Origin of the sequence: Rhizobium sp. C1 (assembly GCF_021026335.1) — a bacterium.
GTDB lineage: Bacteria > Pseudomonadota > Alphaproteobacteria > Rhizobiales > Rhizobiaceae > Ensifer_A.
Genome location: NZ_JAJNCY010000006.1, coordinates 145,107 through 170,487, shown reverse-complemented (window position 1 = coordinate 170,487; position 25,381 = coordinate 145,107). Strand labels below are relative to the sequence as shown.

General features: G+C 59.8%; 29 protein-coding genes. All 29 read right to left on the bottom strand.

Annotation, left to right across the window (positions count from 1 at the left end; translation table 11 throughout):
• Positions 1-25: 25 nt before the first annotated feature.
• Positions 26-292 (bottom strand): flagellar biosynthesis protein FliQ, encoded by a 267-nt coding sequence (gene fliQ, locus LQK83_RS14450; protein WP_109855728.1) that lies wholly within the window; start codon positions 290-292, stop codon positions 26-28.
• Between the two features lie 7 nt (positions 293-299).
• The gene (gene flgD, locus LQK83_RS14445) at positions 300-761 is read right to left on the bottom strand and encodes a flagellar hook assembly protein FlgD (RefSeq protein WP_230838094.1); all 462 of its coding nucleotides are present in this window, start codon (positions 759-761) and stop codon (positions 300-302) included.
• Positions 746-1,201, bottom strand: a complete 456-nt coding sequence (gene flbT / locus LQK83_RS14440) for a flagellar biosynthesis repressor FlbT (RefSeq protein ID WP_230838093.1) — start codon at positions 1,199-1,201, stop codon at positions 746-748. The genes flgD and flbT overlap by 16 nt, the downstream gene beginning before the upstream one ends.
• On the bottom strand, positions 1,198-1,545 hold the full coding sequence (gene flaF, locus LQK83_RS14435; protein ID WP_230838092.1) for a flagellar biosynthesis regulator FlaF: 348 nt from the start codon (positions 1,543-1,545) through the stop codon (positions 1,198-1,200). The genes flbT and flaF overlap by 4 nt, the downstream gene beginning before the upstream one ends.
• Positions 1,546-1,559: 14 nt before the next feature.
• Positions 1,560-2,621, bottom strand: coding sequence for a flagellar hook-associated family protein (locus tag LQK83_RS14430; protein ID WP_230838091.1), 1,062 nt, complete (start codon positions 2,619-2,621; stop codon positions 1,560-1,562).
• Between the two features lie 6 nt (positions 2,622-2,627).
• Positions 2,628-4,088, bottom strand: coding sequence for a flagellar hook-associated protein FlgK (gene flgK / locus LQK83_RS14425; RefSeq protein WP_230838090.1), 1,461 nt, complete (start codon positions 4,086-4,088; stop codon positions 2,628-2,630).
• Between the two features lie 22 nt (positions 4,089-4,110).
• On the bottom strand, positions 4,111-5,397 hold the full coding sequence (locus tag LQK83_RS14420) for a flagellar hook protein FlgE (protein ID WP_230838089.1): 1,287 nt from the start codon (positions 5,395-5,397) through the stop codon (positions 4,111-4,113).
• Between the two features lie 125 nt (positions 5,398-5,522).
• Positions 5,523-6,194, bottom strand: a complete 672-nt coding sequence (rem, locus tag LQK83_RS14415; RefSeq protein WP_109855735.1) for a transcriptional activator Rem — start codon at positions 6,192-6,194, stop codon at positions 5,523-5,525.
• Between the two features lie 274 nt (positions 6,195-6,468).
• On the bottom strand, positions 6,469-7,035 hold the full coding sequence (locus LQK83_RS14410; protein WP_230838088.1) for a transglycosylase SLT domain-containing protein: 567 nt from the start codon (positions 7,033-7,035) through the stop codon (positions 6,469-6,471).
• Positions 6,995-8,437, bottom strand: a complete 1,443-nt coding sequence (gene fliK / locus LQK83_RS21760) for a flagellar hook-length control protein FliK (protein ID WP_230838087.1) — start codon at positions 8,435-8,437, stop codon at positions 6,995-6,997. Before fliK ends, LQK83_RS14410 begins: the two co-directional genes overlap by 41 nt.
• Positions 8,434-9,822: a chemotaxis protein gene (locus LQK83_RS14400; protein ID WP_230838086.1), complete on the bottom strand. Its 1,389-nt coding sequence runs from the start codon at positions 9,820-9,822 to the stop codon at positions 8,434-8,436. Before LQK83_RS14400 ends, fliK begins: the two co-directional genes overlap by 4 nt.
• 1 nt (position 9,823) lies before the next feature.
• Positions 9,824-11,152, bottom strand: coding sequence for a MotB family protein (locus LQK83_RS14395; RefSeq protein ID WP_230838085.1), 1,329 nt, complete (start codon positions 11,150-11,152; stop codon positions 9,824-9,826).
• Entirely contained in the window at positions 11,149-11,778 is a 630-nt protein-coding gene (locus LQK83_RS14390) for a hypothetical protein (RefSeq protein WP_230838084.1), read from the bottom strand. Before LQK83_RS14390 ends, LQK83_RS14395 begins: the two co-directional genes overlap by 4 nt.
• A 288-nt stretch (positions 11,779-12,066) precedes the next feature.
• The gene (locus tag LQK83_RS14385; protein ID WP_230838083.1) at positions 12,067-13,035 is read right to left on the bottom strand and encodes a flagellin N-terminal helical domain-containing protein; all 969 of its coding nucleotides are present in this window, start codon (positions 13,033-13,035) and stop codon (positions 12,067-12,069) included.
• 359 nt (positions 13,036-13,394) lie between these two features.
• A complete protein-coding gene (locus LQK83_RS14380; RefSeq protein ID WP_230838082.1) occupies positions 13,395-14,360 on the bottom strand; it encodes a flagellin N-terminal helical domain-containing protein in 966 nt (321 codons plus the stop codon).
• 302 nt (positions 14,361-14,662) lie between these two features.
• Positions 14,663-15,628, bottom strand: a complete 966-nt coding sequence (locus LQK83_RS14375) for a flagellin N-terminal helical domain-containing protein (protein WP_230838081.1) — start codon at positions 15,626-15,628, stop codon at positions 14,663-14,665.
• Between the two features lie 239 nt (positions 15,629-15,867).
• Positions 15,868-16,833, bottom strand: coding sequence for a flagellin N-terminal helical domain-containing protein (locus tag LQK83_RS14370; RefSeq protein ID WP_230838080.1), 966 nt, complete (start codon positions 16,831-16,833; stop codon positions 15,868-15,870).
• Between the two features lie 266 nt (positions 16,834-17,099).
• Positions 17,100-17,837 (bottom strand): flagellar type III secretion system pore protein FliP, encoded by a 738-nt coding sequence (gene fliP, locus LQK83_RS14365; RefSeq protein ID WP_230838079.1) that lies wholly within the window; start codon positions 17,835-17,837, stop codon positions 17,100-17,102.
• Positions 17,834-18,409, bottom strand: coding sequence for a flagellar basal body-associated FliL family protein (locus LQK83_RS14360; RefSeq protein WP_230838078.1), 576 nt, complete (start codon positions 18,407-18,409; stop codon positions 17,834-17,836). The genes fliP and LQK83_RS14360 overlap by 4 nt, the downstream gene beginning before the upstream one ends.
• 24 nt (positions 18,410-18,433) lie before the next feature.
• On the bottom strand, positions 18,434-19,144 hold the full coding sequence (gene flgH, locus LQK83_RS14355; protein ID WP_230838077.1) for a flagellar basal body L-ring protein FlgH: 711 nt from the start codon (positions 19,142-19,144) through the stop codon (positions 18,434-18,436).
• Between the two features lie 2 nt (positions 19,145-19,146).
• The gene (locus tag LQK83_RS14350; protein WP_230838076.1) at positions 19,147-19,671 is read right to left on the bottom strand and encodes a MotE family protein; all 525 of its coding nucleotides are present in this window, start codon (positions 19,669-19,671) and stop codon (positions 19,147-19,149) included.
• On the bottom strand, positions 19,671-20,789 hold the full coding sequence (locus tag LQK83_RS14345; RefSeq protein ID WP_230838075.1) for a flagellar basal body P-ring protein FlgI: 1,119 nt from the start codon (positions 20,787-20,789) through the stop codon (positions 19,671-19,673). The genes LQK83_RS14350 and LQK83_RS14345 overlap by 1 nt, the downstream gene beginning before the upstream one ends.
• Positions 20,786-21,280: a flagellar basal body P-ring formation chaperone FlgA gene (flgA, locus tag LQK83_RS14340; protein ID WP_230838074.1), complete on the bottom strand. Its 495-nt coding sequence runs from the start codon at positions 21,278-21,280 to the stop codon at positions 20,786-20,788. Before flgA ends, LQK83_RS14345 begins: the two co-directional genes overlap by 4 nt.
• A gap of 18 nt (positions 21,281-21,298) precedes the next feature.
• Complete coding sequence (gene flgG / locus LQK83_RS14335; protein WP_230838073.1) at positions 21,299-22,087, bottom strand: flagellar basal-body rod protein FlgG; 789 nt, start codon at positions 22,085-22,087, stop codon at positions 21,299-21,301.
• 9 nt (positions 22,088-22,096) lie between these two features.
• Positions 22,097-22,411, bottom strand: coding sequence for a flagellar hook-basal body complex protein FliE (locus LQK83_RS14330; RefSeq protein WP_230838072.1), 315 nt, complete (start codon positions 22,409-22,411; stop codon positions 22,097-22,099).
• Complete coding sequence (gene flgC / locus LQK83_RS14325; RefSeq protein ID WP_230838071.1) at positions 22,408-22,833, bottom strand: flagellar basal body rod protein FlgC; 426 nt, start codon at positions 22,831-22,833, stop codon at positions 22,408-22,410. The genes LQK83_RS14330 and flgC overlap by 4 nt, the downstream gene beginning before the upstream one ends.
• A gap of 5 nt (positions 22,834-22,838) precedes the next feature.
• Positions 22,839-23,237 (bottom strand): flagellar basal body rod protein FlgB, encoded by a 399-nt coding sequence (flgB, locus tag LQK83_RS14320; protein WP_230838070.1) that lies wholly within the window; start codon positions 23,235-23,237, stop codon positions 22,839-22,841.
• A 126-nt stretch (positions 23,238-23,363) separates the two neighbouring features.
• Complete coding sequence (locus tag LQK83_RS14315; protein WP_230838069.1) at positions 23,364-23,948, bottom strand: flagellar protein; 585 nt, start codon at positions 23,946-23,948, stop codon at positions 23,364-23,366.
• 3 nt (positions 23,949-23,951) lie between these two features.
• Entirely contained in the window at positions 23,952-25,346 is a 1,395-nt protein-coding gene (gene fliI / locus LQK83_RS14310) for a flagellar protein export ATPase FliI (RefSeq protein ID WP_230838068.1), read from the bottom strand.
• Between the last annotated feature and the right edge of the window lie 35 nt (positions 25,347-25,381).

Sequence of the window (25,381 nt, the reverse complement as noted above, 5' to 3'; positions counted from 1 at the left end):
GGGTGCAGGACGTAAAGTCCGGCTTTCAAAATCCGGACTGGATCCGCGAGAAGATCATGTTGGTGAAGATCGAAATCTGGGCGCCGATGAAGGGCGCCGAGAGCGCAACGGTCGCCATGACTGCCAGAATCTTCGGGACGAAGGTCAGGGTCATTTCCTGGACCTGAGTCAGCGCCTGGATGAGGGCGATGACGACGCCGACGATCATCGCCGCGGCCACTGCGGGACCTGCGGATACGATGACCGTCCATATTGCCGCCTGGACGATGTCCAGTGCGTCTGCCTCATTCATCGGGCGCTCAATTGCTTTGTGTCGTTGCGGGCGGCGTGGCGGCAATCGTGACGCCACCGCCAATGGTCATCTTTGTGCCGGAGGTCAGCGTCGCCGTCAATGTGACTGCGCTGGTGGAACTGTCCTGTGCGACATTGATGCTTTGCACGACGCCGGAATTGCCGTCCGCATCCGTGACCGTCTTGCCGATGAGGTTGCCGGCCTGCCCGATCATGCTCTGCGAGATCAGCGTCGACAGGTTGGTGTTCATCTTGACCTGCTGCTCGACCTGCGAGAACGAGGCAAGCTGGGACATCTGCTGGGTCGTGTCCATCGGACTTGTCGGGTCCTGGTTCTGCAACTCAGCCATGAACAGCTTCAGGAAGCTGTTATAGTTCAGGCTGGCTGCAGACGACGCAGACGCTCCGGCCGTTCCCGCTGCAGGGGTGCCTGCTGCCGCCTGTTGTGCCGCCGTTACCGCGCTGACCATGGTGCAATCTCCTTGCGGATCTGTTCGACCGCTGCCGGTGTCATTTCCTCGTTATTGAGGATCTTTTCCTCGATCGGGTAGAGCCCGCGGATCGCCTTCAGCGCGTCGAACGCCCTGCCTGTCGACACCATGCCGTCCACACGCTTCAATTCCGCCAGCACTTCCTCGTTCTGGAAGCAGGTGAGAAGCATGCTGATCGACTTGCGGAACATGACCATCGATTGGTGGGCACCGTCCGGATTGATCAGGATCATCTGGGCGATGAAGTAAAGCTGCTTGAGCGGCGTGGTGGCCTGTTCCGGCTGAAGAACGTGGTTCTCCAGAAGGAAGGTCACATCGTTGAGGAACTCCAGCGCGACCTTGCGATCGACGCGCAACACCGCGCCGTTGATGAAGATCCTTTCGCCGGATTTCAGAGAGATTCGCAAAGTGCTTTTCATTTCAGTCCATCCCTGATGATGGTTGTGATCTCGACGATGCCCTGGAAGTTGTCGGACTCGCGTTTGCGGATCTTCTCCGTCTCGTTGATAATCCAGATGGCGATCGAGATAAGGTTGGCTTTCAGTTCGGGTTCAAGCTGGTTGTCCGGCAGGCAGAGATCTTCCGTAAATCTCATCCAGAGCATGCGGGTATAGTAGATGGCTTCCACCGCCTCGTTGGAATTGCGTCCGCGCTCGGCTGCCGCGCTCATGAGCTCGATCGAACGATCCAGAACCTGGCGTTCGCGCTCCTTGGCGCCGGCGACGCCGTCTTCCATGACCTCCGCGTAAGAAAACTGGTACATTTACATATCCTTGGTCACGAGAGGTAGTTCGAAAGACTGAGCTTCTGGAGGCGTGACGTCAGCTGATAGGACGCCTCCATCTGCGACAGAAGGTTGTTCACCTTGGTGCTGGCCTCGTAAGCATCCACCTCGTTCATATTGTTGAAGGCTGTCTCGACAATGTTCACCTGGGCGGTAATGGTGTCGCCGGCCGTCTTGACCCGCGCCTCCGAAAGCCCGAGTGCAGACCGCTGGCTGTCCACCCCGGCAATGGCCTGCCCCATGTAACTGATGGCCGTCTTGCTGATGTATTGCCGCACATCCGGAGTGACGTCCGAGCCCAGCAGTTCGATCCCCATGACCGAGCCGAGAGCAAAGTTGCGGAAGCCGTCATTGTTGGCGTTTGCAGAACTCTGCACCGTTTCGGACGTGTTGATGCGCGACGTCATGTTCGTGTCGGAAGCGGCCGACCAGTCGGTCTTCCATTTGTCGGCGCTGTTGCCTGCCGTATACATCGGCGCGAGCTTGTTCTGGACGAAGTCCTGCATCTGCGCGAGAGTGAAGTTCGACATGGACGCGATGCCGTTCGTGGACATGTAGTTCGACAGGGCGTTGTTGAAGCTGGTCTTGGCCGGCGTGCCGGGACCATAGGCGGTCAGCGGCTGATTGGCCGTGTTGATGCCCGAAAACAGATATTCACCGTTGGCCGACGTATTGCCAGACGCGACGAAGGCGTCGAGCTGGCTCTGAAGCGACTGCGTGGTCGTGTTGAGCAACGTCTGGTCGTTCGATCCGGACAACGCGATCAGCGAATTCATCGATGTCTGGAGATTGTCCGACATGTTGGTCAGCGCCGATTGCGACGCGGACAGGCGCTGCGAAACGATCGAGTTGGAATCGTTGATCGCGTTCAGCCGGTTCTTTTCGACCGTTAGATTGACGCTTCGTCCGCTCTGATAACCGAGTGCCACGCCCTGATCGGCATAGGTGCCGGTGGACACTTCGGTCTGCGCCTTCTGCAAAGCCGATTGCGACTGACTGACGGTCAGCCGCATCGAGTTCTGCATGGCCAGGTTGGAGGTGAAGGAAATCCGCATCAGCCCTTACCTCACCGCCGCCATGAGGGACTGGAGCATGTCGTTGACCGTCGAAACGATCTTCGTCGATGCCTTGTACGACTGCTCGAGGTCCAGAAGCTTGGACAGTTCCTCATCGAGGCTGACGCCCGTGACGCTTAACAGCGCCTGCGATGCCGTCGCAGCCGCAGCTTTCTTCGTATCCTTCGAATCCGAGGCCTGGCTGCGATATTCTTCGAGCCAGCCGATGGACGAACTGGCGTAATCGGAGACGCTAAGGCTGGTGTTCAGATCCGTGGTGCCATCGAAGGGAATCTTCGTCGTCAGTCCCGTCACATAGCCTTGCAGCAGCGTCGAGAAGCCGGCCGCACCCGTGGTGTTGGCGACATAGCTCGCGCCGTTGATGCCGCCATCGCGGAGCTTGGTCGGATTGCCACCAACCGAGATGTCGACCGCCGCATTGACCGAAATCGAGGACGAGATCCCCGGCTGTACCGTTCCCGCAGCCGGGACATTGCCGCCGGACCAGGTGAAAAGACCAGGCTTGTTGGGAAGTCCGCTGCTCGTCTGATCCTTTTCAGCAAACTGCGTGACAAGTCCGCGGCCGATTTCATCAAGCTGGGCCTGGAATTTCGGCGCGATCGTGTCGCGGATCTGCAGGTTGGCCTGCAGGCTGCCCATGGCCGAGGTATTGCCGCCAGTACCCGGCTTCAGCGGCACACCGTCGATATAGACCGCGTTGCCGGTCGTCGTGGCGTCGTAACCGGGCTGCGGCGAAAAGATGATGTCGCGCGGCTTCGCTTCGAAAAGCGTCGTGCCGTCGGAGGTGTAGATCGCCACGTCATTGTTGTCGCGAACGACCGTCTGCACGCCGACAATCTCGGAAATCTTGCCGAGGACCTGGTCGCGCTTGTCGAGCTCGTCATTGACGTCGCGATTGGAAGCCGTGCCCGCCTTGACGGCGTCGTTGAGCGTCTGGAACTGGCTGAGAAGATCGCGCAGCGTCGAAACGTTCTGCGAGATGTTCTCGTCCGATTCACGTCGCAGGTCCTGAACGGCCTGAGATGCCTGGTTCAGCGAATTGGCCACATCCTTCGCGTCGGAGACGACGGATTGCGCCAGCGTCGTATTGCCTGGCGAGGCGGCGAAAGCCTGAAGGCTACCTTCAAGCTTGGAAATATAGGTGGAAGGGGCCGTGGCATAGCCATTGCCGCCCATCGCGCCTTGCAGCTGATCAAGCCCGCCGGATAGCACGTTCTGCGCGCTGAGCGCCGATGTGGCGGTCAGATTGTGCCGTTGCAGCAGCGTATCCTGCGACCGAACCGTCGGGTTCAGCTTGGCGCCGTTGATCGTAGTCGTCAGCGCGGCGTCACGGCGAGAGTAGTCCGCATTACCGGAATTCGAGATGTTCTTCGACACGACCGCCATCTGGGCGGACGTGTTGGAGAAGATGCTCGATGCCGTGTTAAGTGCGGATGTAAGCCCCATGATGCTCTACGCGACCCCCCGATTACCGCTTGAGGTTCACGAGGACGTCCATCAGGTCAGATGCCGTCTGGAAGGCCTTGGAGTTCGCCGTATAGCTGCGCTGCGATTCGATCATGTCGGTCAGCTCCGTCGCCACGTCGACATTCGACTGTTCGAGCTGATTGGCATTGATCGTGCCGAAGTTGCCGTCACCGCCAAATCCGACCACAACCGTGCCGGCTGCGTTGCTCAACGAGAAGGCATTGCCGGAGACCGGCGTCAGATTGTCCGGGCTCTGCACCTTGGCCATCGCGATCTGATAGAGGTTCTTCGTCGAACCGTTCGAGAAGACCGCGGAGATCTTGCCATCCTGCCCGATAGAAACCGAGGAGATCGTGCTCGGCGCATTGCCGTCGACCTTGGCGCTCGAAACGCCGAATTTGTAGGCGAACTGCGTCGTGGACGACAGGTCCAGTTTGACGTTCTGTCCGCCTGGAATCGGGATCGTCATGGAATTGGGTGACGAGGACGTCAGCTTACCCGACGTCGGATCGAAGGTGAGATCCACCGGCGAGGTTTCCATCGGACCCGAGCTGTACGGGAAGGAGCCAGACGTCGTACTGGCGTTGGCGTGATTGAACGCCGTCACCTGGTACTTGTTGGCCGCTGTCTTGGTGAAATAGAGGTCCACCTGGACGGCATTGCCAAGGCTGTCATAAGTCACAACCGAGGTCGAATTCGTGTACTTCACGTCATTGACGGTCGCCGAGGGGTTCGAACCGATATCGCGTGGCGTCACAGCCGTGGTCACGGCCGTCGCAGTCGAATCCAGGTTCGCATTAATGACACCGCTCGACGACGCCTGGGCGGAGAGACCACTCTGCGTTGCCTTGACCGGCGCGAGACCGGAGAAGCCGTTGACGATTGCCGCCGAACCGTTGGTCGCCGGATAGCCAAGCAGCGTATAGCCCGAAGAGTTCACGAGCTGTCCCGAGGAGTCGACCTTGAACGAACCGTCACGCGTCAGGAAAATGCTGCCGCCGGTATCTTGGACGATGAAGAAGCCGGTGCCCTTGATCGCAAGGTCGGTGGCGGAGGTCGTCGAGGTCAACGCGCCCTGCTCGGAAATGGCATAGGACGTGATGGAATTGACCGAACCGGAAGAATAGTTGCCGCCGTTCGAAGACAGAACGAGATCGGAAAAGGAGACCGAAGACCCCTTGTAGCCTGTGGTGGAAGAATTGGCGATGTTGTCAGAAATCGATGACAGGCGACTCGCCTGCGCGTTCATACCAGACGTGCTGGTTCGCATCATTCCTTGAAGGCTCATTTCGGATCCTCGTTTCCGTATTCATTACAGAGTAGGAGGCGGGCCTTGCGTGAAACTGAGTGGTCGCTGAATACATTTGCGAACTATGGCCACTTGGCTTCATGCCGGCCAGCCTTTCCAGGGTGTTAGCTCCAGTCGATGCAGTAACCCAGGAAGCGCTTGGAATCGATCGGGTCGAAGCCCAGCTTCTTGCGCAGTTTCTTGCGCAGCTTGCTGATATGGCTTTCAACGACGTTCTCTTCGACATCCTCATCGAAAATGCCGTAGATCGCGCTGAAGATCTGGGTCTTGGAGACGCGACGACCACGGTTTGCGACCAAATATTCCAGAATGCGGCGCTCGCGGCGCGGCAACGGGAAGACTTCGCCTTCGATTTCCGGGTCGCGACCATCCGAGAAAACCCGGATCGCGCCGATATCGGTGTAGTTGGAAATAGCCTTCAGCCGACGACGAATGGCCGCCGCACGGGCCAGGATTTCGCGCGGGTGAACCGGCTTGCGCACGACATCATCGACGCCGCAGTCGAAGAAGGCGAGCGTGGTTTCAAGCGACGGCGAATCGCTGACTGCGATCACCGGTGCCGTGGAACGGTCGCGGATTGCGCGCGGCAGCGAAAGCGCCTGCGAACCCTGGCCGATCAGGAAAGCCTCGACAGCGTCGATGTCCGTATCAGCCGCCGTGTTGACCCATTCCCCGAATTCGCTCGGGTCAAAGCCTGTAGAGGGCACGCCCTCCCGGCCAAATAGTGAAGTATATCCGTCTTTTACGAGCTCTCGCTCATCAACCACGACGATCATTCGTCCGCCTCCGAATCAGTCTGGTGCCTCGATGCGTCATCGATACGAATCGGGGGAATCAGGGACAACTGGATGAACTCAACTACGCAAATTTACAGTTGATTAAGTTCTGAGTGGCGATTTGCACTACATCTAGTAGGCCGCCCTCTTTCATGCCGCTATCATGCCTTGGAAAAGTTAATGCATGGTTAACGGATCGCGTTAAGGTTAACGACGGTTTCATATTCTTGCCGCATTGACGGAGTCCGAGGTTGCGGCCTCAGTCACTAAATTTTTAGTTGTATCCAACACAAAATTGCGAGGCATTTTTGGTCCATTGTCCATAGCCGCTGGCGACCAGATTGGCGATCACGCGGCAGACATATTGTTTCTGTGCGGGATCATTATTCGGGCCAGCGTGGTAGCGCGCGACCGCCATTGTCCAGGTCTCGTGACGGGCGTGAAGCTCGGCAAGGAACTTCGCGGCATAGTCCACGTTCAGCGCTGGCTCGAGCATCTGGGCCGGCGAGGAAAAGGCCGAGCCATGGAAATGCTGGTTGATCTGCATGCAGCCGAGGTCGATGAGGACGGCGCCCCTGCGGCGCGCCTGGTCGAAGATGGCGAGCGCATCGCTCGGGCTTGAGGCGAAGACCGCCTTGCCTTCGATGTTGAGCGCCCAGGGCTGCAGAGAGCCCTTCTTGCCCGTTTCGGCCAGCCCCACGGAATAGAGAATACCTTCTGGCACGCCGTATTTGGCAGCGGCCCGATGGATTTCCTGCTCGCAGAGCCCTGCCTGACTTGGCGTCTGGGCAGCGCTGGCGTCAGAGATAGACCTGACCGGTGCGGACAGCGTCAGAAGCATGAGCGGCAGGATCAGGAGCCACGCTCTTGTCGTCGTTCTGCCAGGTCGTGTTGAAGCCATTGTTCTGCTGCCTGCGATTGTTGTCCTGTTCCCTGCCCTGCTGCGCGAACTGGCCAGCCGAGCTGCCGTCCTGCATCTGGCCGCCACTCTGCTGACCGGAGGAGGTCTGGGCCACAGTCTTGTCGGTTGTCGGCGTGGGCGCCATCTGGACGCTGACCTGATCGACAGAGAAGCCCTGCGACTTCAGCGACTGGATGAGGCCATCCTTGTCATGGCTGAGCTGCTTGAATGCTTCGCCGGATTCGACAGTTAAATGAACCGTCAGCTGATCACCATGCAGCCTCAACGTGGCCGTCACATTGCCGAGTGATTCCGGAGTCATCTGGATCTTCAGCATATTGACCGGTGTCGCCGTCCGTGGCTCGGAGGGGGCCGTTGCGGCAGCCGAAGCCGCCTTCATCGCCGCTGCCCAGTCGCCGTCACGCGTGACGCCGGATATCACGGCCTGCGTGTTGGAAGACAGAACCTCGCCGCTGCCGACGAAACGGCGCGCATCGAGCACAGTCAGCGCATCCGGCTTGGCAGCGTCAGCACCGGCCGGACCCTTGGTCTCCTCGTTCGAGGCTGCGCCCGCGATCGACAATCCCGTTGCCGAGATCGTCTTCTCAGACTGCCCTTCGGATTTGGGCTTGGCCTGTTCCTGCTGGTCCTTCGGTTGTCCGCCGGCCGCGTTGACGACGAGGGCGGCCGCGGCAAGCGCGTTGGCCGCGTCGGCGGCATGGCCCGTGGCATCCGCCTTTGCCTCACCGGCGTTTTCCTTTGCCGGCCCGTCCTTCTTCTCGACGGTCTCTGCGGGCAGTTTTTTGTCTTGCCCCTTGGCAAGGACATCCGCACCGAGCAATTTCAGAGCGATTGCAGCCGCATCGGCATCCGCTGCCGGCGCCTGTCCTTCAAGAGCCTTCTGAGCAAGCTTGCCGGCGTCTACCGCGGCAGCGTTGTTCTTCGCATCCTGCCGGGCCGCGGCAAGCAAGGCGTCTTCGTTCAGCTTGGGATCAACGGCGGCGTTGTCATCCTTACCGCTCTTCTTTGCCGTGGGGTTGGATGCAAGCGCCAGAAGCGCGCTTCCTGCGGTCGCTGTCTTCTTGCCGTTCGGATCTGTGGCCTGCGCCTGCCCGGCGGCGCCTGAGGCTTGCGCATCGGTCTGCGACGACTGTCCCTTGCCAGAGTCTTCGCGCGGCGCGGGGGCCGTGTTGTCGTCCGCGTCGTTGGCGTTTGAGGCCCTGTTGTAGACATCGCCAAAGCTCTGCGCTCCCGACGGATCGGAGCCGTTGCGCTGCTGCGGCGCAGGCTGCGCGGCCGGACGTGGGGGAGGCGGCGCCACATATTGATCGATCGCGTTCACTTGTCCCCCTTTTTCATCAACTCGTCGATGGCCTTCAATTGTGTCTGGCTGTCAGACAGGAAGGTGTCGATGCTGTCCTTTTCGTCCGACGCTTCCTGCACCTTGGCCTCTCCTGGCTTTGCCGCCGCCGTTTTCGCAACAGCCGGGCTTTTCCCCGGAGGCTGAGCCGATGCAGGCTTGGCCTCTGGAGGCTGGGCCGGCGATGCATCTTTCGCAGCATTCGGCTTCGCATCCGGAGAGGCCGGCGGCGCACCCGCCCCTTGAGGGGAATCGGCTGCCGGCTTGTCCTTCCCCGTGATAGCCGGACGCGCTTGTGTCAGGCTGTCGAGCGTTGGCTGTCTCTCAACTTCCGACAAGACAAAGGCACCCGCGTCACGCAGTCGCCGTTCGTCCGGTCCCAGAATTTCATCCGGGATCTTTGCGAAGGCCCCCTTCACTTCGGCAATGTCAGCAGTCGGAAGACTCGAAAGGTTGAGATAGAGCTGCGCGAGTTTGGCCGGGTTGTCGTCTTTTCCATCGGAAAGCGCGAGCGCCTTTCCTGCGGTCCAATGGGCGAATTCGAAACGTCCGGTCACTGCCGCCTTGCGGGCCAGCCGCAGATAGAGCTCCTGCTGGCGCGGCGGGTCGAGCCATGCGAGCGTCTCGGAAATCCGGTCATTGCCGATCTGCTGGTAATGGGCGTCGACCAGCGTGATCACCTGCTCGGCAACCTGGGCGGCATAGGGCGAATTGGGAAAGCGCGACAGATAGAGCCGGGCCAGCCTGATCGAGGTTTCGACATTGTTCTGCTTGACCGTGATGATGAGCGAGCGGCGCAGCGCCGCCTCCTCAACAATGGTGCCCGGCAGCGACAGCCGCGCCCAGTCGAAATATTTCAAGGCCAGGTCGGTTTTTTTCTGCATGATGACATTGGCGGCGACCAGCGCGAGATAGGGTCCGATCGTCGTCGACTTGTATTCCGGGACGATCTCGTCCAGCGTTTTCGTGGCCGAACCGCCTTTGCCGCCGAGATACATCAGCAAAGCATTCGTCAGCCGGGTATCAAAGTTGCCACGTGCATCATGCGAAACCAGCGTGTCGAGCGTCGCCGGATTACCGCCGGACATGGCATAGATCATCGCCGCATCGACATTGCGCAGATCATTGAACTCGTCAGGCGAGGCCGTCCGAAGGCGCCGGTCGATCATGCCGATCATGAAGCGCTGCATGTCGACAGCGGTCAGGTCGCCCGATACGATCTTATCCTGAACGTCCTCCAGCGATCGCACCAGCTTGTAGATGGGAAGGCTGGGATCGACGTTTCCCGGCTTCGCCTCCTCGGCGCGGGCGAAGGACCCGATGCCAAGAATCAGACATGCTGTGGCAAAGTTCAGGAGACGGCCCATATCAGCCTCCTGCTACGGTCTTGCCCTCGAGCAGGATCTCGATCCGCCGGTTCGCGGGGCTGTAGGGGTCGCTCGGAACTTTCAGGAACCGATCGGCATAACCTGAAACGTGGTTGATGCGCTTCTCCGAGAGGCCGCCGCTGACCAGCATGTAATAGGCGCTGCGCGCACGATTGAGCGAGAGGCCCCAGTTGTCGCCGGTTCCGTCCTTGTATGGCCGACCATCCGTGTGTCCGCGAATGACGACGCTGCCCTTGCTCTTGGCCAGAACCTTGCCAATATCCTGCATGGCCAGCACAAGTTCGCGGCTGGGAACCGCCGAGCCGACAGTGAACATCGGCGTGCTGACCTGATCGCTTACCGAGATCAACAGGCCGCCCTCGGAAGGCTCGACACGGATCGCATCGGCAAGCTTGCCCACGGAGGCGGGCAGCGTGTTCATGATTTCCTTTTTCAGGTCCGCCGCTGCCTTGGCTGCCGCCTGGGACTCGGCCTTGCTCATCTCGTTTTGCGCTGACGCGACTTCGGAGGCCTTGTCCTGCGCCTGTCCCGGCTTCGGCTCCGCCGTGGCCCCGCCCTGCTCGGTGGCGTTATTGTCCGCCGCCGATCCGCCCTTGCCCTTTTCCGCCGTCTGTTGATCGCCCGGAATGCCGCCCTTGCCGTTTTCGTTGCCCCTGTCCTGCGCGGCAACGGCCGCGGCAGCCTGCTCCTTGCCGGCCTTGCCAGCATCCTGTCCCTTGCCCATCTTCGAATTCACCTGAACCTGCTTGGTCCAGAAATCCGGATCGAAAGGATCCTTGTAGGCGTCACCGCCGTCAGCGCCCGTGGCGGGACCGGCCGCGGCCGCGCCACCCTCACCCTTGACGCTGACATTCGCCTGCTGGCCGACTTCCAGAACGATTTCCGAAAGAACGGCATAGGGATTTTCGAAATAGTCGGCCTCGGAATAGGTAGTCTTTTCGCCTGCGGTGGCGCTCTTTTCCTGGCCGCTGTCTGCAGCGCTGCCTTGCGACTTTTCCTCGCCGTCTTCCTTGGATTTTTCCTGGGTCGCCTCGCCCTGGGCCTGCTTGCCGGGCTTGGCTATGCCCTTGTCCGCCGGGCTGGAATCCGTCAGCTTGATCGGATTGAAATAGCTGGCGACGGCCGCCTTCGTTGCGTCGTTGGCAGCGTTGACGAGCCACATGACGAGAAAGAACGCCATCATGGCCGTCATGAAGTCGGCATAGGCGATCTTCCAGGCGCCGCCGTGGTGACCATGATCGCCATGGCCGTGGCGCTTGATGATGATGATCTCGTTCTTGCCGTGGTGGTGGCTTTCGTTCTCGCTCATTTTACAAGCTCTTCAACACTCTCGCGCCATGCCGAAAGGCGCGTCATGAGAACCGTGTCACCCTGTTCTACGGAAAGATCGATTCCGGGCGCCTCGACATGTCTGAAATCCAGGTCCTCCCCGGCAAGGCGCTCTCGCAGCCTTTCGGCCAGGGCTTCCGGCCCCTTGATCACCAGCTCGATCCCACCCTCGCCCGCAAAAACCGTGCGAACAGTCTGGGCCAGACTCTCGACCGCGCGCTCGGCGATCGCCTCGTCCAGGATCGGGCGAAGCGCATTCAACACATGGCCCGAGAGGAATTCCTGAACCTGCGCCGCCATGCGTGGCAATGCGACAGACAATTGATCGGCCACGCTCTGTTCGAGCGCGGCAGCCATCTCGGCTTCGTTTTGCCGGTGTTGAGCGATGAGGGCCTCGATCTCGCGACGATGGGTTTCCTCCATCTCCGCCTGCATCTCGGCACGCCCCTCCGCATGCGCTTCGCGGCGCAGCTCATCCAGGTCGACCTGTGGCTCGGGCGTGAAATCGAAGGAGATTTCGGCAGGGGAAGGCAGCTCGAAGACCTCCGGTGCGGAGGGTGGCGGAGCGCTGAAATCCTTGAGATATCTGGCGAGGCCTGCGCTCATTCGATCCGCTACTTCCCTGAAAACAAAACAGTCGGCCTCGTGGGGCCAAACTGGTAGTGCTACCAATGCTAGAGCATCAATCTTGTGCGAAAATGAAGATGTTGGGCCGCGTCAGGGCAATGAACGCGGCCCAACCTTCTACCATATACCGATGACCGGCGGCACGGCAGAAATTCCAGACATGTTGCAAAGGGGGCTGCTTACCCGACAAGCCGAAAATCCTTTTCGGCCAGATACGCCGGCGCATCAGTTGCCCGGACCGGCGGCAAACCGCCGGTCTCACCGCTCTTACTTGAAGAGCGAGAGGATGTTCTGCGAATTGGTGTTCGCAATCGAAAGCGACTGAATGCCGAGCTGCTGCTGTGTCTGCAGCGCCTTGAGCTTCGTCGATTCCTGGTTCATGTCGGCGTCCACGAGGCGGCCGACACCCTTGTCGATCACGTTCATCAGCGTGGACACGAAATTATCCTGCATGCTGATACGCTTGTTGATCGCACCGAGGTCGGAGGCAACCTTGGTCAGACCGGTCAGCATCAGGTCGACCGCCGAGATCATGCCATCGACGTTTGCCGGCGGCGTACCCGTCGTCAGCTTGACTTCCGTGCCACTGGCCGATGTCGTCGAGTTGGCATTGATGAGGTAATAGGTTGCCGTCGTCGTGCCCGACGAGTTGGCAATCGGCTGCGTGACGGTCACGTTCTTGGTCAATGCACCGCGCGAAGCGTCATTGGTGTCGATCATCACGGACTGGTTGGCGTTGAAGGTCAGGGTCGCGACCGAGACCGCCCCCGTGGTCGAGCGGTTGAACGAGGCCACCATTTCCTTGGTGCCTGCAGCCGTCGATGCGGAGTTGAAGAGCCAGTTTTCGCCGGAGAAGGCTGCAGACTTCGAAATCGAAGACAGCTGCTGTTTCAACTGGGACAGTTCCGAGTTGATCTTGGTCTTGTCGACGCCCGGTTCGCGAGCGGCCACTAGCTTGGCCTTGATATCCTCGATCACCGAAATGGAGGAGTCGAGGGCCGTGTATGCGGTATCCGTCTTGGCGGCGCCGAGACCGAGTGCGTCGCTTACCGTGGAGAGCGCCATGTTGTCGGAGCGCATCGTGGTCGCGATGGACCAGTAGGCGGCGTTGTCAGCCGCATTCTGAACACGATAGCCAGACGAAATCTTGTTCTGCGTCGTTTCCAGGTTGGTGTCGATAGTGCGCAGGGTTTGTAGTGCCGCCATGGCGGCAGCATTTGTCATAATGCTTGTCATCGGTCATTGCCCCAAGAGATATGTGCGGGACATTCCGGAGTCATAAATACCGGAAACGCGGAAATAGCATCATGCTCTGGCCCATTTTGCCCTGGGGCCCGTCCGCGTTCTTAACGAAGCTTTAACTGTCATATAGTTAACAAATCCCTAACGGGTTTAGCAAGCTGTTAATTTCACTGAACAAAGGATTACCGGACAGAACGAGTAGAAGGAATTTATTAATAATTTTCAGAGAGTTGAGCGAGATATGCAAAACGACGAAAGCCGCACCACGATCCGTGGTGCGGCTTCTCAATGACCCTTTGGCCCAAAGCGACTGTCTGTCTACCCGCTCTGGGGGGACAGTGATTCGCTTACTCTTACCTGAAGAGCGACATGACGTTCTGACCGGCAGAGTTGGCGATCGACAGAGCCTGGATGCCGAGCTGCTGCTGCGTCTGCAGCGCCTTCAGCTTGGTCGATTCCTGGTTCATGTCGGCGTCGACGAGACGGCCAACGCCCTTGCCGATTACGTCCTGCAGATCGGTGACGAAGTTGTTCTGAAGCTGAATGCGGCTGGAGGTCGCACCGAGCGTCGAGGCAACGGCCGTCATGTTCTTCAGCATCGTGTCAACAGCCGAGACCATGCCTTCGATGTTCTGAGCGTTGGTGCCGGTCGTCAGCTTGACTTCCGTGCCGCTCGCAGAGGTCGTCGAGTTGGCATTGATCAGATAGTAGGTCGCCGTCGTCGTGCCCGTCGAGTTGGCGATCGACTGTGTGCCGGTCGTCGACTTCGTCAGAATGCCCTGGCCGGCATTGCCGGTGTCGATCAGGACCGAGTTGTTGGCGTTGAACTTCAGCGTGTTGATGGCGACGTTGCCCGTGGAGTCACGGGTGAACGAGCCGACCATTTCCTTCGTGCCGGCAGTACCCGTGGTGTTATAGAGCCAGTTTTCGCCCGAGAAGGTCGCCGACTTCGAAATCGAGGTCAGCTGCGACTTCAGTTCGGTGATTTCCGAGTTGATCTTCGTCTTGTCGATACCCGGTTCGCGGGCGGCGACGAGCTTGGACTTGATCTGGTCGATTACCGAGATGGCCGAGTTCAGACCGGTATAGGCCGTGTCGGTCTTGGCGGCGGCAAGGCCGAGTGCATCGCCAACCGTGGAGAGAGCCTTGCTGTCCGAGCGCATCGTGGTCGCGATCGACCAGTAAGCGGCGTTGTCGGAAGCGTTCTGAACGCGGTAGCCCGACGAAATCGCATTCTGCGTGTCGGACATGTTGGAGTCGATCGTGCGCAAGGTCTGCAATGCAGCCATTGCGGAAGTGTTCGTCATAATGCTGGTCATGTGTACTGCCCCTGAGTTTGACAGACTAAATTTTTAAGGGGGATCATGCCGGATCTCGTACGGCAACGTCGCTGCAGCATCATGCTCGATAACCATTTGTTATGGTTAACGCGTCGTTTCGATGTCCCAAGGAAACACCAACTTAGTTAATTAAGGCTAAATGGGTGTCCGGATGGACCTAACAAATTTAGCCATTCATATTCTCGACAACAAAAAAGGGCCGTCCCTTCGGACAGCCCTCTCTGATATTTGTCGTGCCAGGGCCGGCGGCGGAACGCCGCAAGCCCCTTTTTCGCCGCGCCTTAGCGGAAGAGCGACAGGACGCTCTGACTGTCGGAGTTGGCGATCGACAGAGCCTGAATGCCGAGCTGCTGCTGCGTCTGCAGCGCCTTCAGCTTGGTCGATTCCTGGTTCATGTCGGCGTCGACGAGACGGCCAACACCCTTGGAGATCACGTCCTGCAGGTTGGTGACGAAGTTGTTCTGCAGCTGAATGCGACTGGAGGTCGCACCGAGCGTCGAGGCCGTGGCCGTCATGTTCTTCAGCATCGTGTCAACAGCCGAGACCATGCCTTCGATATTCTGGGCACTGGTGCCGGTCGTCAGCTTGACTTCCGTGCCGCTCGCAGAGGTCGTCGAGTTGGCATTGATCAGGTAGTAGGTCGCCGTCGTCGTGCCCGTCGAGTTGGCGATCGACTGCGTGCCGGTCGTCGACTTCGTCAGCAGACCCTGGCCGGCATTGCCGGTGTCGATCAGGACCGAGTTGTTGGCGTTGAATTTCAGCGTGTTGATCGAAACGACGCCCGTGGAGTCACGGGTGAACGAGCCGACCATTTCCTTCGTGCCGGCAGTACCCGTGGTGTTGTAGAGCCAGTTTTCGCCCGAGAAGGAGGCGGACTTCGAAATCGAGGTCAGCTGCGACTTCAGTTCGGTGATTTCCGAGTTGATCTTTGTCTTGTCGACACCCGGTTCACGGGCAGCAACCAGCTTCGACTTGATCTGGTCCACAACGGAAATGGAAGCGCTCAAGCCGGTGTACGCCGTGTCGGTCTTGGCGGCGGCAAGGCCGAGAGCATCCGAAACGGTGGAGAGAGCCTTGTTGTCCGAACGCATGGTGGTCGCGATCGACCAGTAGGCGGCGTTGTCCGAGGCCTGGCTGACGCGAAGACCGGAGGAGATCGCGCTCTGCGTGTCATCCATCTGAGAGGAGATGCCACGCAGGGTCTGGAGCGCAGACATAGCTGCGCTGTTCGTCATGATACTTGTCATTGGGATTGTCCCTAACACAATACGAAAACGGGACATGCCGGAGTTGCCGGCCTAAGCGGAAGGCTTCATGCTGCCGTTGTAACGGCTCCGCTGAAAAGCATCATGACTGCATCAACCTTAATATATCGCCAAGCATTAAGCTTAATACAAAGTAAAAATCTTGAACAAACAGACAAAAAAGAAAGCCGCACCCGAAAGTGCGGCTCTCCAATCTGTCCGTGAACCGGTCGCGACCGCTCTTAGCGGAAGAGCGACAGGACGCTCTGGCTGTCGGAGTTGGCGATCGACAGAGCCTGGATGCCGAGCTGCTGCTGCGTCTGCAGCGCCTTCAGCTTGGTCGACTCCTCGTTCATGTCGGCGTCGACGAGACGGCCAACACCCTTGGAGATCACGTCCTGCAGGTTGGTGACGAAGTTGTTCTGCAGGTCGACGCGGCTCGAGACCGCGCCGAGCGTCGAGGCCGTGGCCGTCATGTTCTTCAGCATCGTGTCAACGGCCGAGACCATGCCTTCGATATTCTGGGCACTGGTGCCGGTCGTCAGCTTGACTTCCGTGCCGCTCGCAGAGGTCGTCGAGTTGGCATTGATCAGGTAGTAGGTCGCCGTCGTCGTACCTGTCGAGTTGGCGATCGACTGCGTGCCGGTCGTCGACTTCGTCAGAATGCCCTGGCCGGCATTGCCGGTGTCGATCAGGACCGAGTTGTTGGCGTTGAACTTCAGCGTGTTGATGGCGACGTTGCCCGTGGAGTCACGGGTGAACGAGCCGACCATTTCCTTCGTGCCGGCGGTACCCGTGGTGTTGTAGAGCCAGTTTTCGCCCGAGAAGGTCGCCGACTTCGAAATCGAGGTCAGCTGCGACTTCAGTTCGGTGATTTCCGAGTTGATCTTCGTCTTGTCGACACCCGGTTCACGGGCAGCAACCAGCTTCGACTTGATCTGGTCAACAACGGAGATGGAGGCGTTGAGGCCGGTATAGGCCGTGTCGGTCTTGGCGGCGGCAAGGCCGAGAGCGTCCGAGACGGTGGAGAGAGCCTTGTTGTCCGAACGCATCGTGGTCGCGATCGACCAGTAGGCGGCGTTGTCCGAGGCCTGGCTGACGCGAAGACCGGAGGAGATCGCGCTCTGCGTGTCATCCATCTGAGAGGAGATGCCACGCAGGGTCTGGAGCGCAGACATAGCTGCGCTGTTCGTCATGATACTTGTCATTGGGATTGTCCCTTAACGCAAAACAAAAACAGGGACATACCGGATTTGAACAGTTACCGGCGACGACGGAAAGGCATCATGCCGCCTGCAGCTTGTCTTCGCTACCAGGCCCGTCATACAGGCGGGACTATGCCGCCTCAAATCTTGCCAGAAACTTAATTTCGGAGTTCCACGCCGGCTCAGCGCGAATCATATGAAACAGAGTCTTAACAACTCTCAAGCGGCTCCATTCGATGTTTCGCAATGGCGCGTAGCCGCCAGGCTAGTCAGAGAAACGACCGGGTCAGACTTCCGACCAGCAGGTTCCAGCCATCGATGAGTACGAAGAAGAGAATCTTGAAGGGCAAGGAGATCGATGTCGGCGGCAGCATCATCATGCCCATGGCCATGGTGATCGTCGCGACAATGAGGTCGATCACGAGGAATGGCAGCACGATCAGAAAGCCGATTTCGAAGCCGCGGCGGATTTCCGAGATCATGAAGGCCGGCACAATGACCCGAAGATCGACCTTTCCGTCGGTCTCTGTCGCCTGCCCCTTTTCGCGGGCAATATCGACAAAGAGTTTCAGGTCCTTGTCGCGGGTGTTTGCCAGCATGAAGTCGCGGAACGGTCCGTAGATCTTCGGCAGCGCCTCCGTCTCCGTGATCTTGTTATCCATCATCGGTTTGATGCCGTCCTGCCAGGACTTATCGAAGACCGGGGTCATGACATAGAAGGTCATGAACAGCGCCAGGCTCGTCAGGATCAGGTTCGAGGGCGTTGTCGCCAGACCCATGCCGGATCTCAGAATGGAGAACGCAATGACGAAGCGCGGAAAGCTGGTGACCATCACAAGGATGCCCGGCGCGATGGACAGGACCGTCAGCAGGCCCAGCGTGCGGATGATCCAGGAGGCCACAGATCCGTTGACCGGTGTCTGGGTCAGGAAATCAGGCAATTGCTGCGCGAAACTGCCGGCCGGCAGAAGGACAACAAGGGTCGTGAGGAAAAGAAGCTTTTTCATTGCACTACAAACGTTCTGAACATCACGTCCTTCACCCGGCCTTCCGTTCTGAGCGTCGCGCGCTCCTTGATATCCTGACGCAGATATTCAAATCCGCGGGCGGTCTGGATCTGCTGCAGAGAGACGGTGCGGAGATAGGCCATGATGTCCTGATGGACCTCCTCGGCCGTCTTTTCGTCCGGCTTGTCGCCGAAGAGCAGCGCCACTTCGAGCCGCACCCAGCTTTCGGACGGATAGGCCAGATTGCTGGTGATCGGCTCGAGCTGGACGACGTTGTTTTCCTCGGTGGCAAGCTTGGGAACGCTGTCTTCCTCTTTCTTGCCGCCGCCCTTTTTCTCACCGCCGGCTTCAGCCGCGGCAATAGCCGTCTGCTCGGCAGCCTTCTTGGCGATCTCGTCCTTCTTTTCCTGCGTTATGAACTTGCCGGAAATGCTTTTGCCCAGAAACCAGCCGCCGCCGGCAGCGACCAGCGAGAGGACAAGCACGATCACGATGGTGACCACGAGGCCGCCACCTTTCTTCTTGCCCCCCTCCTCGCCTTCGCCTTCCGGCGCTGCTTCTGCGTCTGCCATGACCGGCGTCCTTCAGTTCACGCGTCAGAACGGGGAGAAAAGATCGACCGCCTGCTGACCCCATGGCGGCTGCTGCACTTCTGTCAGACGGCCGCGACCGCCGTAGGAGATGCGGGCTTCGGCGATGCGCTCATAAGAGATCTGGTTGTCGGCATTGACATCCTGCGGCCGGACGATACCACCGACATTGAGGATGCGCAGTTCCTGGTTGACGCGGACTTCCTGCGAACCGGAAATCACAAGATTGCCGTTCTCGAGAATGCCGGTGACAACCGCCGCCACCATCAATGTCAGCTTTTCGGACCGCTTGGTCGACCCCGAGCCGGTCGAGGATGTGTCGGACGCACCGTTGATGTCCGCTGACAGAGACGGCGAGACGACCGGGCTTTTCGCATTCAGGCCGAATTTCATGTCGGACGAATTGTTGCGCGACCGCTTCGTGTCATTATTGAACGAGGCATTGTCGTTGATCTGGATCTTGACCGTCAGGATGTCGCCGACCTTGAGGGCGCGCGAATCCTTGAACAAGGCGGCCTGATTGTCGTTCCACAGTGAGTAACCGGAAGCCACCTGCTGCGGACGCTTTGGATAAAGCGCCATTTCCTGCGTTTGACCATAACGCAGGCCGCTGCCGATCGGGCTCATGGCAGGCGCGCGGCCGATCTCGTTGACCGCCTGACTTGCGCAGCCGGCCAAAGGTACCAGCAGAGCGGCGAGAGGGATAAGTTTTTTCATAATCAGCCTTTTTTCGCCGGAGGAGCTGCGGCAGCGCTGGAAATCAGCGCCGTCAGTTTTGCTGCCTTGGCAGGGTCCATTTCGCTCAAGATCAACCCGGATTGACGCGGCGTAAGCTTCATCAGGATGCTTGCGGAAACGTAGACATCGACTTCGGCGAGCCGGAGCGCCGCCGCATCGGGTTTCATGTTCTTGTAGATTTCGACCAGGTCCTGGCGCGCCATGTCCATGAAGTCGGTGCGCTTCTTCAGCCAGTCCTGATATTCGTTGCGGCGCTCCTCGAGCGCCTTGATGCGGACGTCGACATCGGCCTTGAGCTTTTCGAGATCCTGTTTTTGCATCAGATAGCGGCGGTCACGCGCCGGATCGACGACATTGGAGCAATATTGCTGGATTTCGTCGATGCTCGCATTGGCCGGGGGCGATGCCGGCACGTCGTTGGCCATGGCAGAGACGGTTGCCAAGAGGAAAGCAGAGGCGGCGAGCTTCCAGACGGCCCGGATCGCGCTGGAATCCAGAGCCGCCATCACTGCACCACCAGTTCAGCGTTCAGCGCGCCGGCGGATTTGATGCCTTGCAGGATGGCGATCACGCCGTCAGGCTTGACGCCGATGCTGTTGAGGCCCGCAACAAGGCTTTTCAGATCGGGACCATTGAGGATCGCCACCGTGCCGCTGTCGGCAGTCGCCTTGATGTCGGTCTGCGGCTGAACGGCGGTTTCTCCCTGGCTGAAGGGATTTGGCTGCACGATCTGCGGGGTCTCGGTGACCTGAACGGTCAGCGTCCCGTAGCTCACGGCCACCTTGGATACCTTGACATCCGCGCCAATGACGATCGTTCCGGTCCGCTCGTTCACCACGACCTTGGCCGGCGTATCGGTCTCCACGACGATGTTCTCGATATCGGCCATGAGGCGGGCGAGATCGGCCTGTTTCGGCTTCAAGACAGAGACTTCCTGCGAATCCGCCGCCTCGGCGATCGGGGCACCAAAGCGCGACTTTGCCCAGGCATTGATGGCATCCGAAATGCCGACAGCCGTGGTGAAATCCGGATTGCGCAGTTGCAGGACGAGATTGACACTGTCCTTGAAGCGCGACGGGAGCGGACGCTCGATGATCGCACCGCCCGGGATGCGGCCTGCGGTGGGCACACCCTGTGTCACGGACGCTGCCGCGCCATCGGCCGAGAAACCGGAAACGATGATGGAACCTTGCGCCACCGCATAGATCTGGCCGTCAGCACCGCTCAGCGACGTCATGACCAGTGTGCCCCCGCGCAAATTCGTGGCGTCGCCCATGGAGGAAACGGTGATGTCGATGCGACTTCCCGGGCTGGCGAACGGCGGCAGCGTTGCCGTGACCATGACGGCGGCGACGTTCTTGGTGCGGCTCTGTCCGCCCTGGGTCGAGATGCCGAGGTTTTGCAACATCGCGCGCATGGACTGTTCGGTAAACGGCGCCGAGCGAAGGCTGTCGCCCGTGCCCTGCAGACCGACAACGAGGCCGTAGCCGATCAGCTGGTTGTCACGGCCTGCCTGAAGCGAGGCGATGTCCTTGATACGGGACGCCGCAAACGCATCTGCGCCGCCTGCCAGCATGAGGCAGACGGCAAGCAAGAGACTTGCAATTTGACTCAGACGCTTCATTTCGTGACCACCTGCACAATGCCCGGTCCGAGGATCGTGCCGCTGACAGTCAGCCCGGAGTCAGTGTTGCGCACACGGATCAGCTCGCCGATGCTGCCGTCCTGAAGCGGCATGCCCAGCGCGGTGATCTGCAGAGAACCGTTGTTGTAGATCAGCCTGACCTGCTGGCCATGGGTGACGGCAAACGGCTCGCGCAGCGAAGAGAGGCTGATGGCGCGATCGGGAATGAGCGTGCTCTTGGTGATCATGCCCTCGACTTGCGAGAAGTCGGTGGCGTAATCTCCGGAGAAATTGGGATTGGTGACCTCGACGCGGCGTACCTGCCCCGAGGCGATCGCTTGACCGGGATAGATGACCGTCAGCGGCACCATGGCATAGCGCTTGCTGTCTTCCGTCGGGCCGGCGATTGCGGCAACGGTGGGCAGCACGGCCACAAGGGCGGCGGCGAAGAGTGTCTTCATGACATTGCGCTTTTGCAGTCGGAGCATCATGCCCAACCTCCAGATATTTTACCTCAGGTTCTTACTCACAACGGAAGCCATGTCGTCGGCAGCCTGAATGACCTTGGAATTCATTTCATAGGCACGCTGTGCCGAAATCAGATCGGTGATTTCCTTCACCGGATCGACGTTCGAGCCTTCCAGATAGTTCTGCTGCAACTTGCCGAAGCCGGGGTCGTTCGGCACGCCCACCGTCGGATCGCCGGAAGCCGCGGTCTGGCGGAAGAGGTTGTCACCCATCGCGTCGAGGCCGGCGTCGTTGATGAAGGTCGCAACCGTCAGCTGGCCAAGCTGTGTCGCCTGGTTGGCATTGCCGAGCGTTGCGAAAACCTGACCCGAATTGTTGATCGTGATATTCTTGGCGTCGATCGGAACCGTGATGTTCGGAATGACAAGCGCACCGGACAAGGTGACGAGCTGGCCGGTTTCGTTGACGTTGAAAGCGCCGTCGCGGGTATAGACCGTGCTGCCGTCAGCGGCCTGAACCTGGAACCAGCCCTTGCCGACAATCGCCACATCAAAGGGGTTGCTGGTCGACTGCAACTGACCCTGCTCATGCAGATTGCGCACTGCTGCTGTCTTAACACCGAGACCGATATTGACGCCTTCCGGCACGATCGAGCCGTTGGCGTTGTTGGCGATGCCGGCCTGCCGCTCCGTCTGATAGAGAAGGTCGGTGAACTCGGCGCGCGCGCGCTTGAAACCCGTCGTGTTGATGTTGGCAATGTTGTTCGAAATGACTTCGAGGTTTGTCTGCTGGGCATTCATGCCGGTTGCAGCTATGGATAGAGCTCTCATCGGCAGTCCTCAGATTGGCATTTTGGTGATGTCGAGATAGGCCGAAACGACCTTGTCACGGATGGCGATGGCGGTTTGCAGCGAGCGGTCGGCATTCATGACAGCGTCTACCACCTCACGGGTCGAGGCCTTGCCCTCGATGCCCTTGTAGGACATCGTTTCCGCCCCCTTCAGGTCGCCGAACATGTCGGTTGCGGCGTTTTTCAGCACATCGCTAAAGGTCGGCCCGACCGCCTTGGCGGCATCCTCGGCCGTGGTCGCCGCCTTGCTGGCGACGCTCGACAGGTTCTGGACCAGCGAGGAAAGGGAAATGGGATCTATCATGACGAGCTCCTGAGAAGGTCGATGGTCGAGCTGATCATGTCTCGCGCTTGTTTGATCGCTTGCAGATTGGCCTCATAGCTGCGGTTGGCTTCGCGAATGTCGGCCATTTCGATGAGGGGGTTGACGTTCGGCATCTTGACGTAGCCGTCCTTGTTGGCTGCCGGATTGCCTGGATCGAATTCCAGATTGAAGGAGGTCATGTCGTCGAAGACCTTCTGAATCTGAACCTGGGGAACGCCAGAGGCACGGTCCACATGCTCGGCAAAGCTCACCATCTTGCGGCGGTAGGGCTCGGAGCCGGGCGTCGCCCCCGTGGAGCGCATGTTGGCCAGGTTTTCGGACACGACACGCAAACGCGTCGCCTGCGCATCCATGCCGGAGGCCGAAATCTTCAGACTTGCCGAAAGCGGATCAACGATCATCCCGATTATCTCCTGACGACCATCAACATCATCTTGTTCAAGGCCTTCACCAGCCCGGCGTTCAGATCGTAGTCCTGCCGCGCTTCGTTCGCCTTGATCATTTCCTGCGCCAGACCGACATTGTTGCCGGAGGCGCTGATCTTGCCGGACTTGTCGTCAACCTCACGGATGTTCATCGACATCTGGGCAGGATCGGCAAAATGCATGGGATTGGTGGACGCGAGGTTGACGTTGTCGGAGTTGTTCGACGTTGCCGCATCGAGAAACTGCGTGAAGGGCACGAGATCCTTGGCCTTGAAACCAGGCGTATCGGCATTGGCGACATTCGTCGAAATCACGCTCTGGCGGGCAGACAGCCACTGCGCCTGCTGCGAGGCGAGTTGGAAAAACTGTATAGGCTGCATCGCCTGCTCCGTCCATTTCAGCTAATCATCGCTATGAAGCGGAGGGTAGGCTTCCAAACTTGCGTGGGACTTGCACTTGCCGGAAAGAGGCGCGGGTAGCGGGTTCGCCCGCCACCGGGAGATCGGTCAATTAACCCGGAAGACATGGCCGTTGGAGGCCGTCAGCACCCATTGGGTGCCCTGCTGTTCGATCGACAGGAGCTTGCTGTTGTCGGGCAGAACCTCGCCCACGCCGACCATGTAGATGCCGCTCTTGTCTTCGACCAGCGCGCGGCCGCCCGCGACGTGAAGGAGGCGGAAGCCGGAGGCCGCACCGGGCATGGGCTGATCGAGAGCAGCCCCGTCCGTTGCACGCTTCTTCCTGTCGTTATCCTCGCCGGGCACCGTTGCAGTGGTGATGTCATCAAGACCAGGCGGCACCTGCATCGCCAGGCCCGGCGGCCGCTGGTTGATGTTGATGCTGGCCGACGGAGACACGGAAAAGACCGGGCGGGGCGCATTGACCGGCAGGTCGCGTCGCATGTTCTGAACCAGGTTGCCGTATTTCGGCGCAAACTGCTCGTGATTGAAAAAGACATACCAGGGGAAGAAGGCGGCAAACAGCGCCAGTGCCACGCCCGTTGCCGAGAGCGCCATGTCCACCTTGTCCATGGACTCGGCCTTTGCCGGACGCTCCTTTTCGATCTTGATCGGCTCCCCATCTTCGATCATGTGTCAATTCCTTCGGATATTGGTTGGCTGCGCCTGCGGCATGGCGGCGTTGCGCAGCGCCGCCGCGAGGTCCGCGAATGCATCCGCGGATGGTGCGTCGCCGGGCGATTGCTTGAGCATTTCGTAGATGACCGGCACCTGCCGGACGGCCATGTCCACTTCAGGATCCGAGCCGGCGCGGTAGCCGCCGATCAGGCGCAGGTCGCTCGTTTCCTCATATTTGTGAATGAGCGATTTCAGGCGCGATACCAGCCGTTCCTCGTCCGGCGTCCAGGCCTTGCGGGCGAGACGCGAAATCGAGGCGAGCGGATTGATCGGCGGATAACGCCCCTCCTCCGCCAGAGACCGGTCCATCACGATATGGCCGTCGAGAATGCCGCGCGTGGAGTCGGCAATCGGGTCGTTGTGATTGTCGCCGTCGACGAGGATGGAGATGATCGCGGTGATCGTCCCCTTGCCCTCCTCGCCGGGTCCGGCGCGTTCGAGCAGGCGTGGCAGCTCGGTGAAGACGGAGGCCGGATAGCCACGCGCCACCGGCGGCTCGCCGGACGCGACCGCCACTTCACGAATGGCATGGGCAAAACGGGTGACGCTGTCGACAATCAACAGCACGTTGTCGCCGTTGTCACGGAACTGTTCGGCGATCGTGATGGCCGAAAGCGGAGCCATCTTGCGCAGCATCGGGCTTTCGTCGCTGGTCGCGACGATAGCCACCGACTTGCGCAGGTTGTCGCCAAGCGTATCCTCGATGAATTCGCGCACTTCGCGGCCGCGTTCGCCCACCAGCGCGATGACGACGCGATCGAAGGAATCGGCGCGCGCCAGCATGGACAGAAGCGTCGATTTCCCGACGCCCGAGCCTGCAAAAATGCCGAGACGCTGGCCGAGGCAGAGCGGCGAGAAGATGTCGATCGCCTTGACGCCGGTCTTGAAGCCCTTCTCCACGCGGGAGCGCAGCATGGAGGGCGGCGCGTTGGCGGAAATCGGACGGCGCACGGGACCCTGTATCATTGGGCCGAGCCCATCGATCGGCTCGCCGAGCGCATTGATGGTGCGACCGCACCAGCTCGCGTCGGGGGCAAGGCGGAAGGCGCCCTTGCGCAGAACAACGTCGCCAATGCCGATCGGCTCGCCGGGTTCGATGGGGCAGACAAAGACCGCCTCCGGCTCGACGCGAACCACTTCGCCCAGATGAACGCCGGTGGCTGTCGTATGGCCGACGAAATCGCCAAGTCGGACATGCTTGGAAAGCCCGGTCACGGTGTAATGGCCGGCCGCGATCGTCTTCACGCGTCCGCCCGGCGCCGAAAGCTGCTCGGGCGAGGCGTATTGCGAGACGACGCGCGACAGCGTTTCGAGCCGAGAAGCAGCGCTGCGATCGCTGGCGCTTTCCATCATCCCGCGGCGCTCCCACGGAACGAGGTGGCCGTCGT

Coding starts and splice junctions, on each gene's coding strand:
- fliP (WP_230838079.1), bottom strand. CDS start 17,837: ATGAAAAAGCTTCTTTTCCTCACGACCCTTGTTGTCCTTCTGCCGGCC.
- LQK83_RS14350 (WP_230838076.1), bottom strand. CDS start 19,671: ATGGCGGCTCTGGATTCCAGCGCGATCCGGGCCGTCTGGAAGCTCGCC.
- LQK83_RS14330 (WP_230838072.1), bottom strand. CDS start 22,411: ATGATAGATCCCATTTCCCTTTCCTCGCTGGTCCAGAACCTGTCGAGC.
- LQK83_RS14360 (WP_230838078.1), bottom strand. CDS start 18,409: ATGGCAGACGCAGAAGCAGCGCCGGAAGGCGAAGGCGAGGAGGGGGGC.
- LQK83_RS14395 (WP_230838085.1), bottom strand. CDS start 11,152: ATGAGCGAGAACGAAAGCCACCACCACGGCAAGAACGAGATCATCATC.
- LQK83_RS14420 (WP_230838089.1), bottom strand. CDS start 5,397: ATGAGCCTTCAAGGAATGATGCGAACCAGCACGTCTGGTATGAACGCG.
- flgA (WP_230838074.1), bottom strand. CDS start 21,280: ATGATGCTCCGACTGCAAAAGCGCAATGTCATGAAGACACTCTTCGCC.
- LQK83_RS14315 (WP_230838069.1), bottom strand. CDS start 23,948: ATGATCGAAGATGGGGAGCCGATCAAGATCGAAAAGGAGCGTCCGGCA.
- LQK83_RS14410 (WP_230838088.1), bottom strand. CDS start 7,035: ATGCTTCTGACGCTGTCCGCACCGGTCAGGTCTATCTCTGACGCCAGC.
- LQK83_RS14400 (WP_230838086.1), bottom strand. CDS start 9,822: ATGGGCCGTCTCCTGAACTTTGCCACAGCATGTCTGATTCTTGGCATC.
- LQK83_RS14375 (WP_230838081.1), bottom strand. CDS start 15,628: ATGACAAGTATCATGACGAACAGCGCAGCTATGTCTGCGCTCCAGACC.
- flbT (WP_230838093.1), bottom strand. CDS start 1,201: ATGAAAAGCACTTTGCGAATCTCTCTGAAATCCGGCGAAAGGATCTTC.
- LQK83_RS14390 (WP_230838084.1), bottom strand. CDS start 11,778: ATGAGCGCAGGCCTCGCCAGATATCTCAAGGATTTCAGCGCTCCGCCA.
- rem (WP_109855735.1), bottom strand. CDS start 6,194: ATGATCGTCGTGGTTGATGAGCGAGAGCTCGTAAAAGACGGATATACT.
- flgG (WP_230838073.1), bottom strand. CDS start 22,087: ATGAGAGCTCTATCCATAGCTGCAACCGGCATGAATGCCCAGCAGACA.
- flgB (WP_230838070.1), bottom strand. CDS start 23,237: ATGCAGCCTATACAGTTTTTCCAACTCGCCTCGCAGCAGGCGCAGTGG.
- LQK83_RS14345 (WP_230838075.1), bottom strand. CDS start 20,789: ATGAAGCGTCTGAGTCAAATTGCAAGTCTCTTGCTTGCCGTCTGCCTC.
- flgC (WP_230838071.1), bottom strand. CDS start 22,833: ATGATCGTTGATCCGCTTTCGGCAAGTCTGAAGATTTCGGCCTCCGGC.
- LQK83_RS14380 (WP_230838082.1), bottom strand. CDS start 14,360: ATGACCAGCATTATGACGAACACTTCCGCAATGGCTGCATTGCAGACC.
- flgD (WP_230838094.1), bottom strand. CDS start 761: ATGGTCAGCGCGGTAACGGCGGCACAACAGGCGGCAGCAGGCACCCCT.
- LQK83_RS14430 (WP_230838091.1), bottom strand. CDS start 2,621: ATGCGGATTTCCTTCACCTCCAACCTGGCCATGCAGAACTCGATGCGG.
- fliQ (WP_109855728.1), bottom strand. CDS start 292: ATGAATGAGGCAGACGCACTGGACATCGTCCAGGCGGCAATATGGACG.
- flaF (WP_230838092.1), bottom strand. CDS start 1,545: ATGTACCAGTTTTCTTACGCGGAGGTCATGGAAGACGGCGTCGCCGGC.
- LQK83_RS14385 (WP_230838083.1), bottom strand. CDS start 13,035: ATGACAAGCATTATGACAAATGCTGCCGCCATGGCGGCACTACAAACC.
- flgH (WP_230838077.1), bottom strand. CDS start 19,144: ATGAAAAAACTTATCCCTCTCGCCGCTCTGCTGGTACCTTTGGCCGGC.
- flgK (WP_230838090.1), bottom strand. CDS start 4,088: ATGGGGCTTACATCCGCACTTAACACGGCATCGAGCATCTTCTCCAAC.
- fliI (WP_230838068.1), bottom strand. CDS start 25,346: ATGATGGAAAGCGCCAGCGATCGCAGCGCTGCTTCTCGGCTCGAAACG.
- LQK83_RS14370 (WP_230838080.1), bottom strand. CDS start 16,833: ATGACAAGTATCATGACGAACAGCGCAGCTATGTCTGCGCTCCAGACC.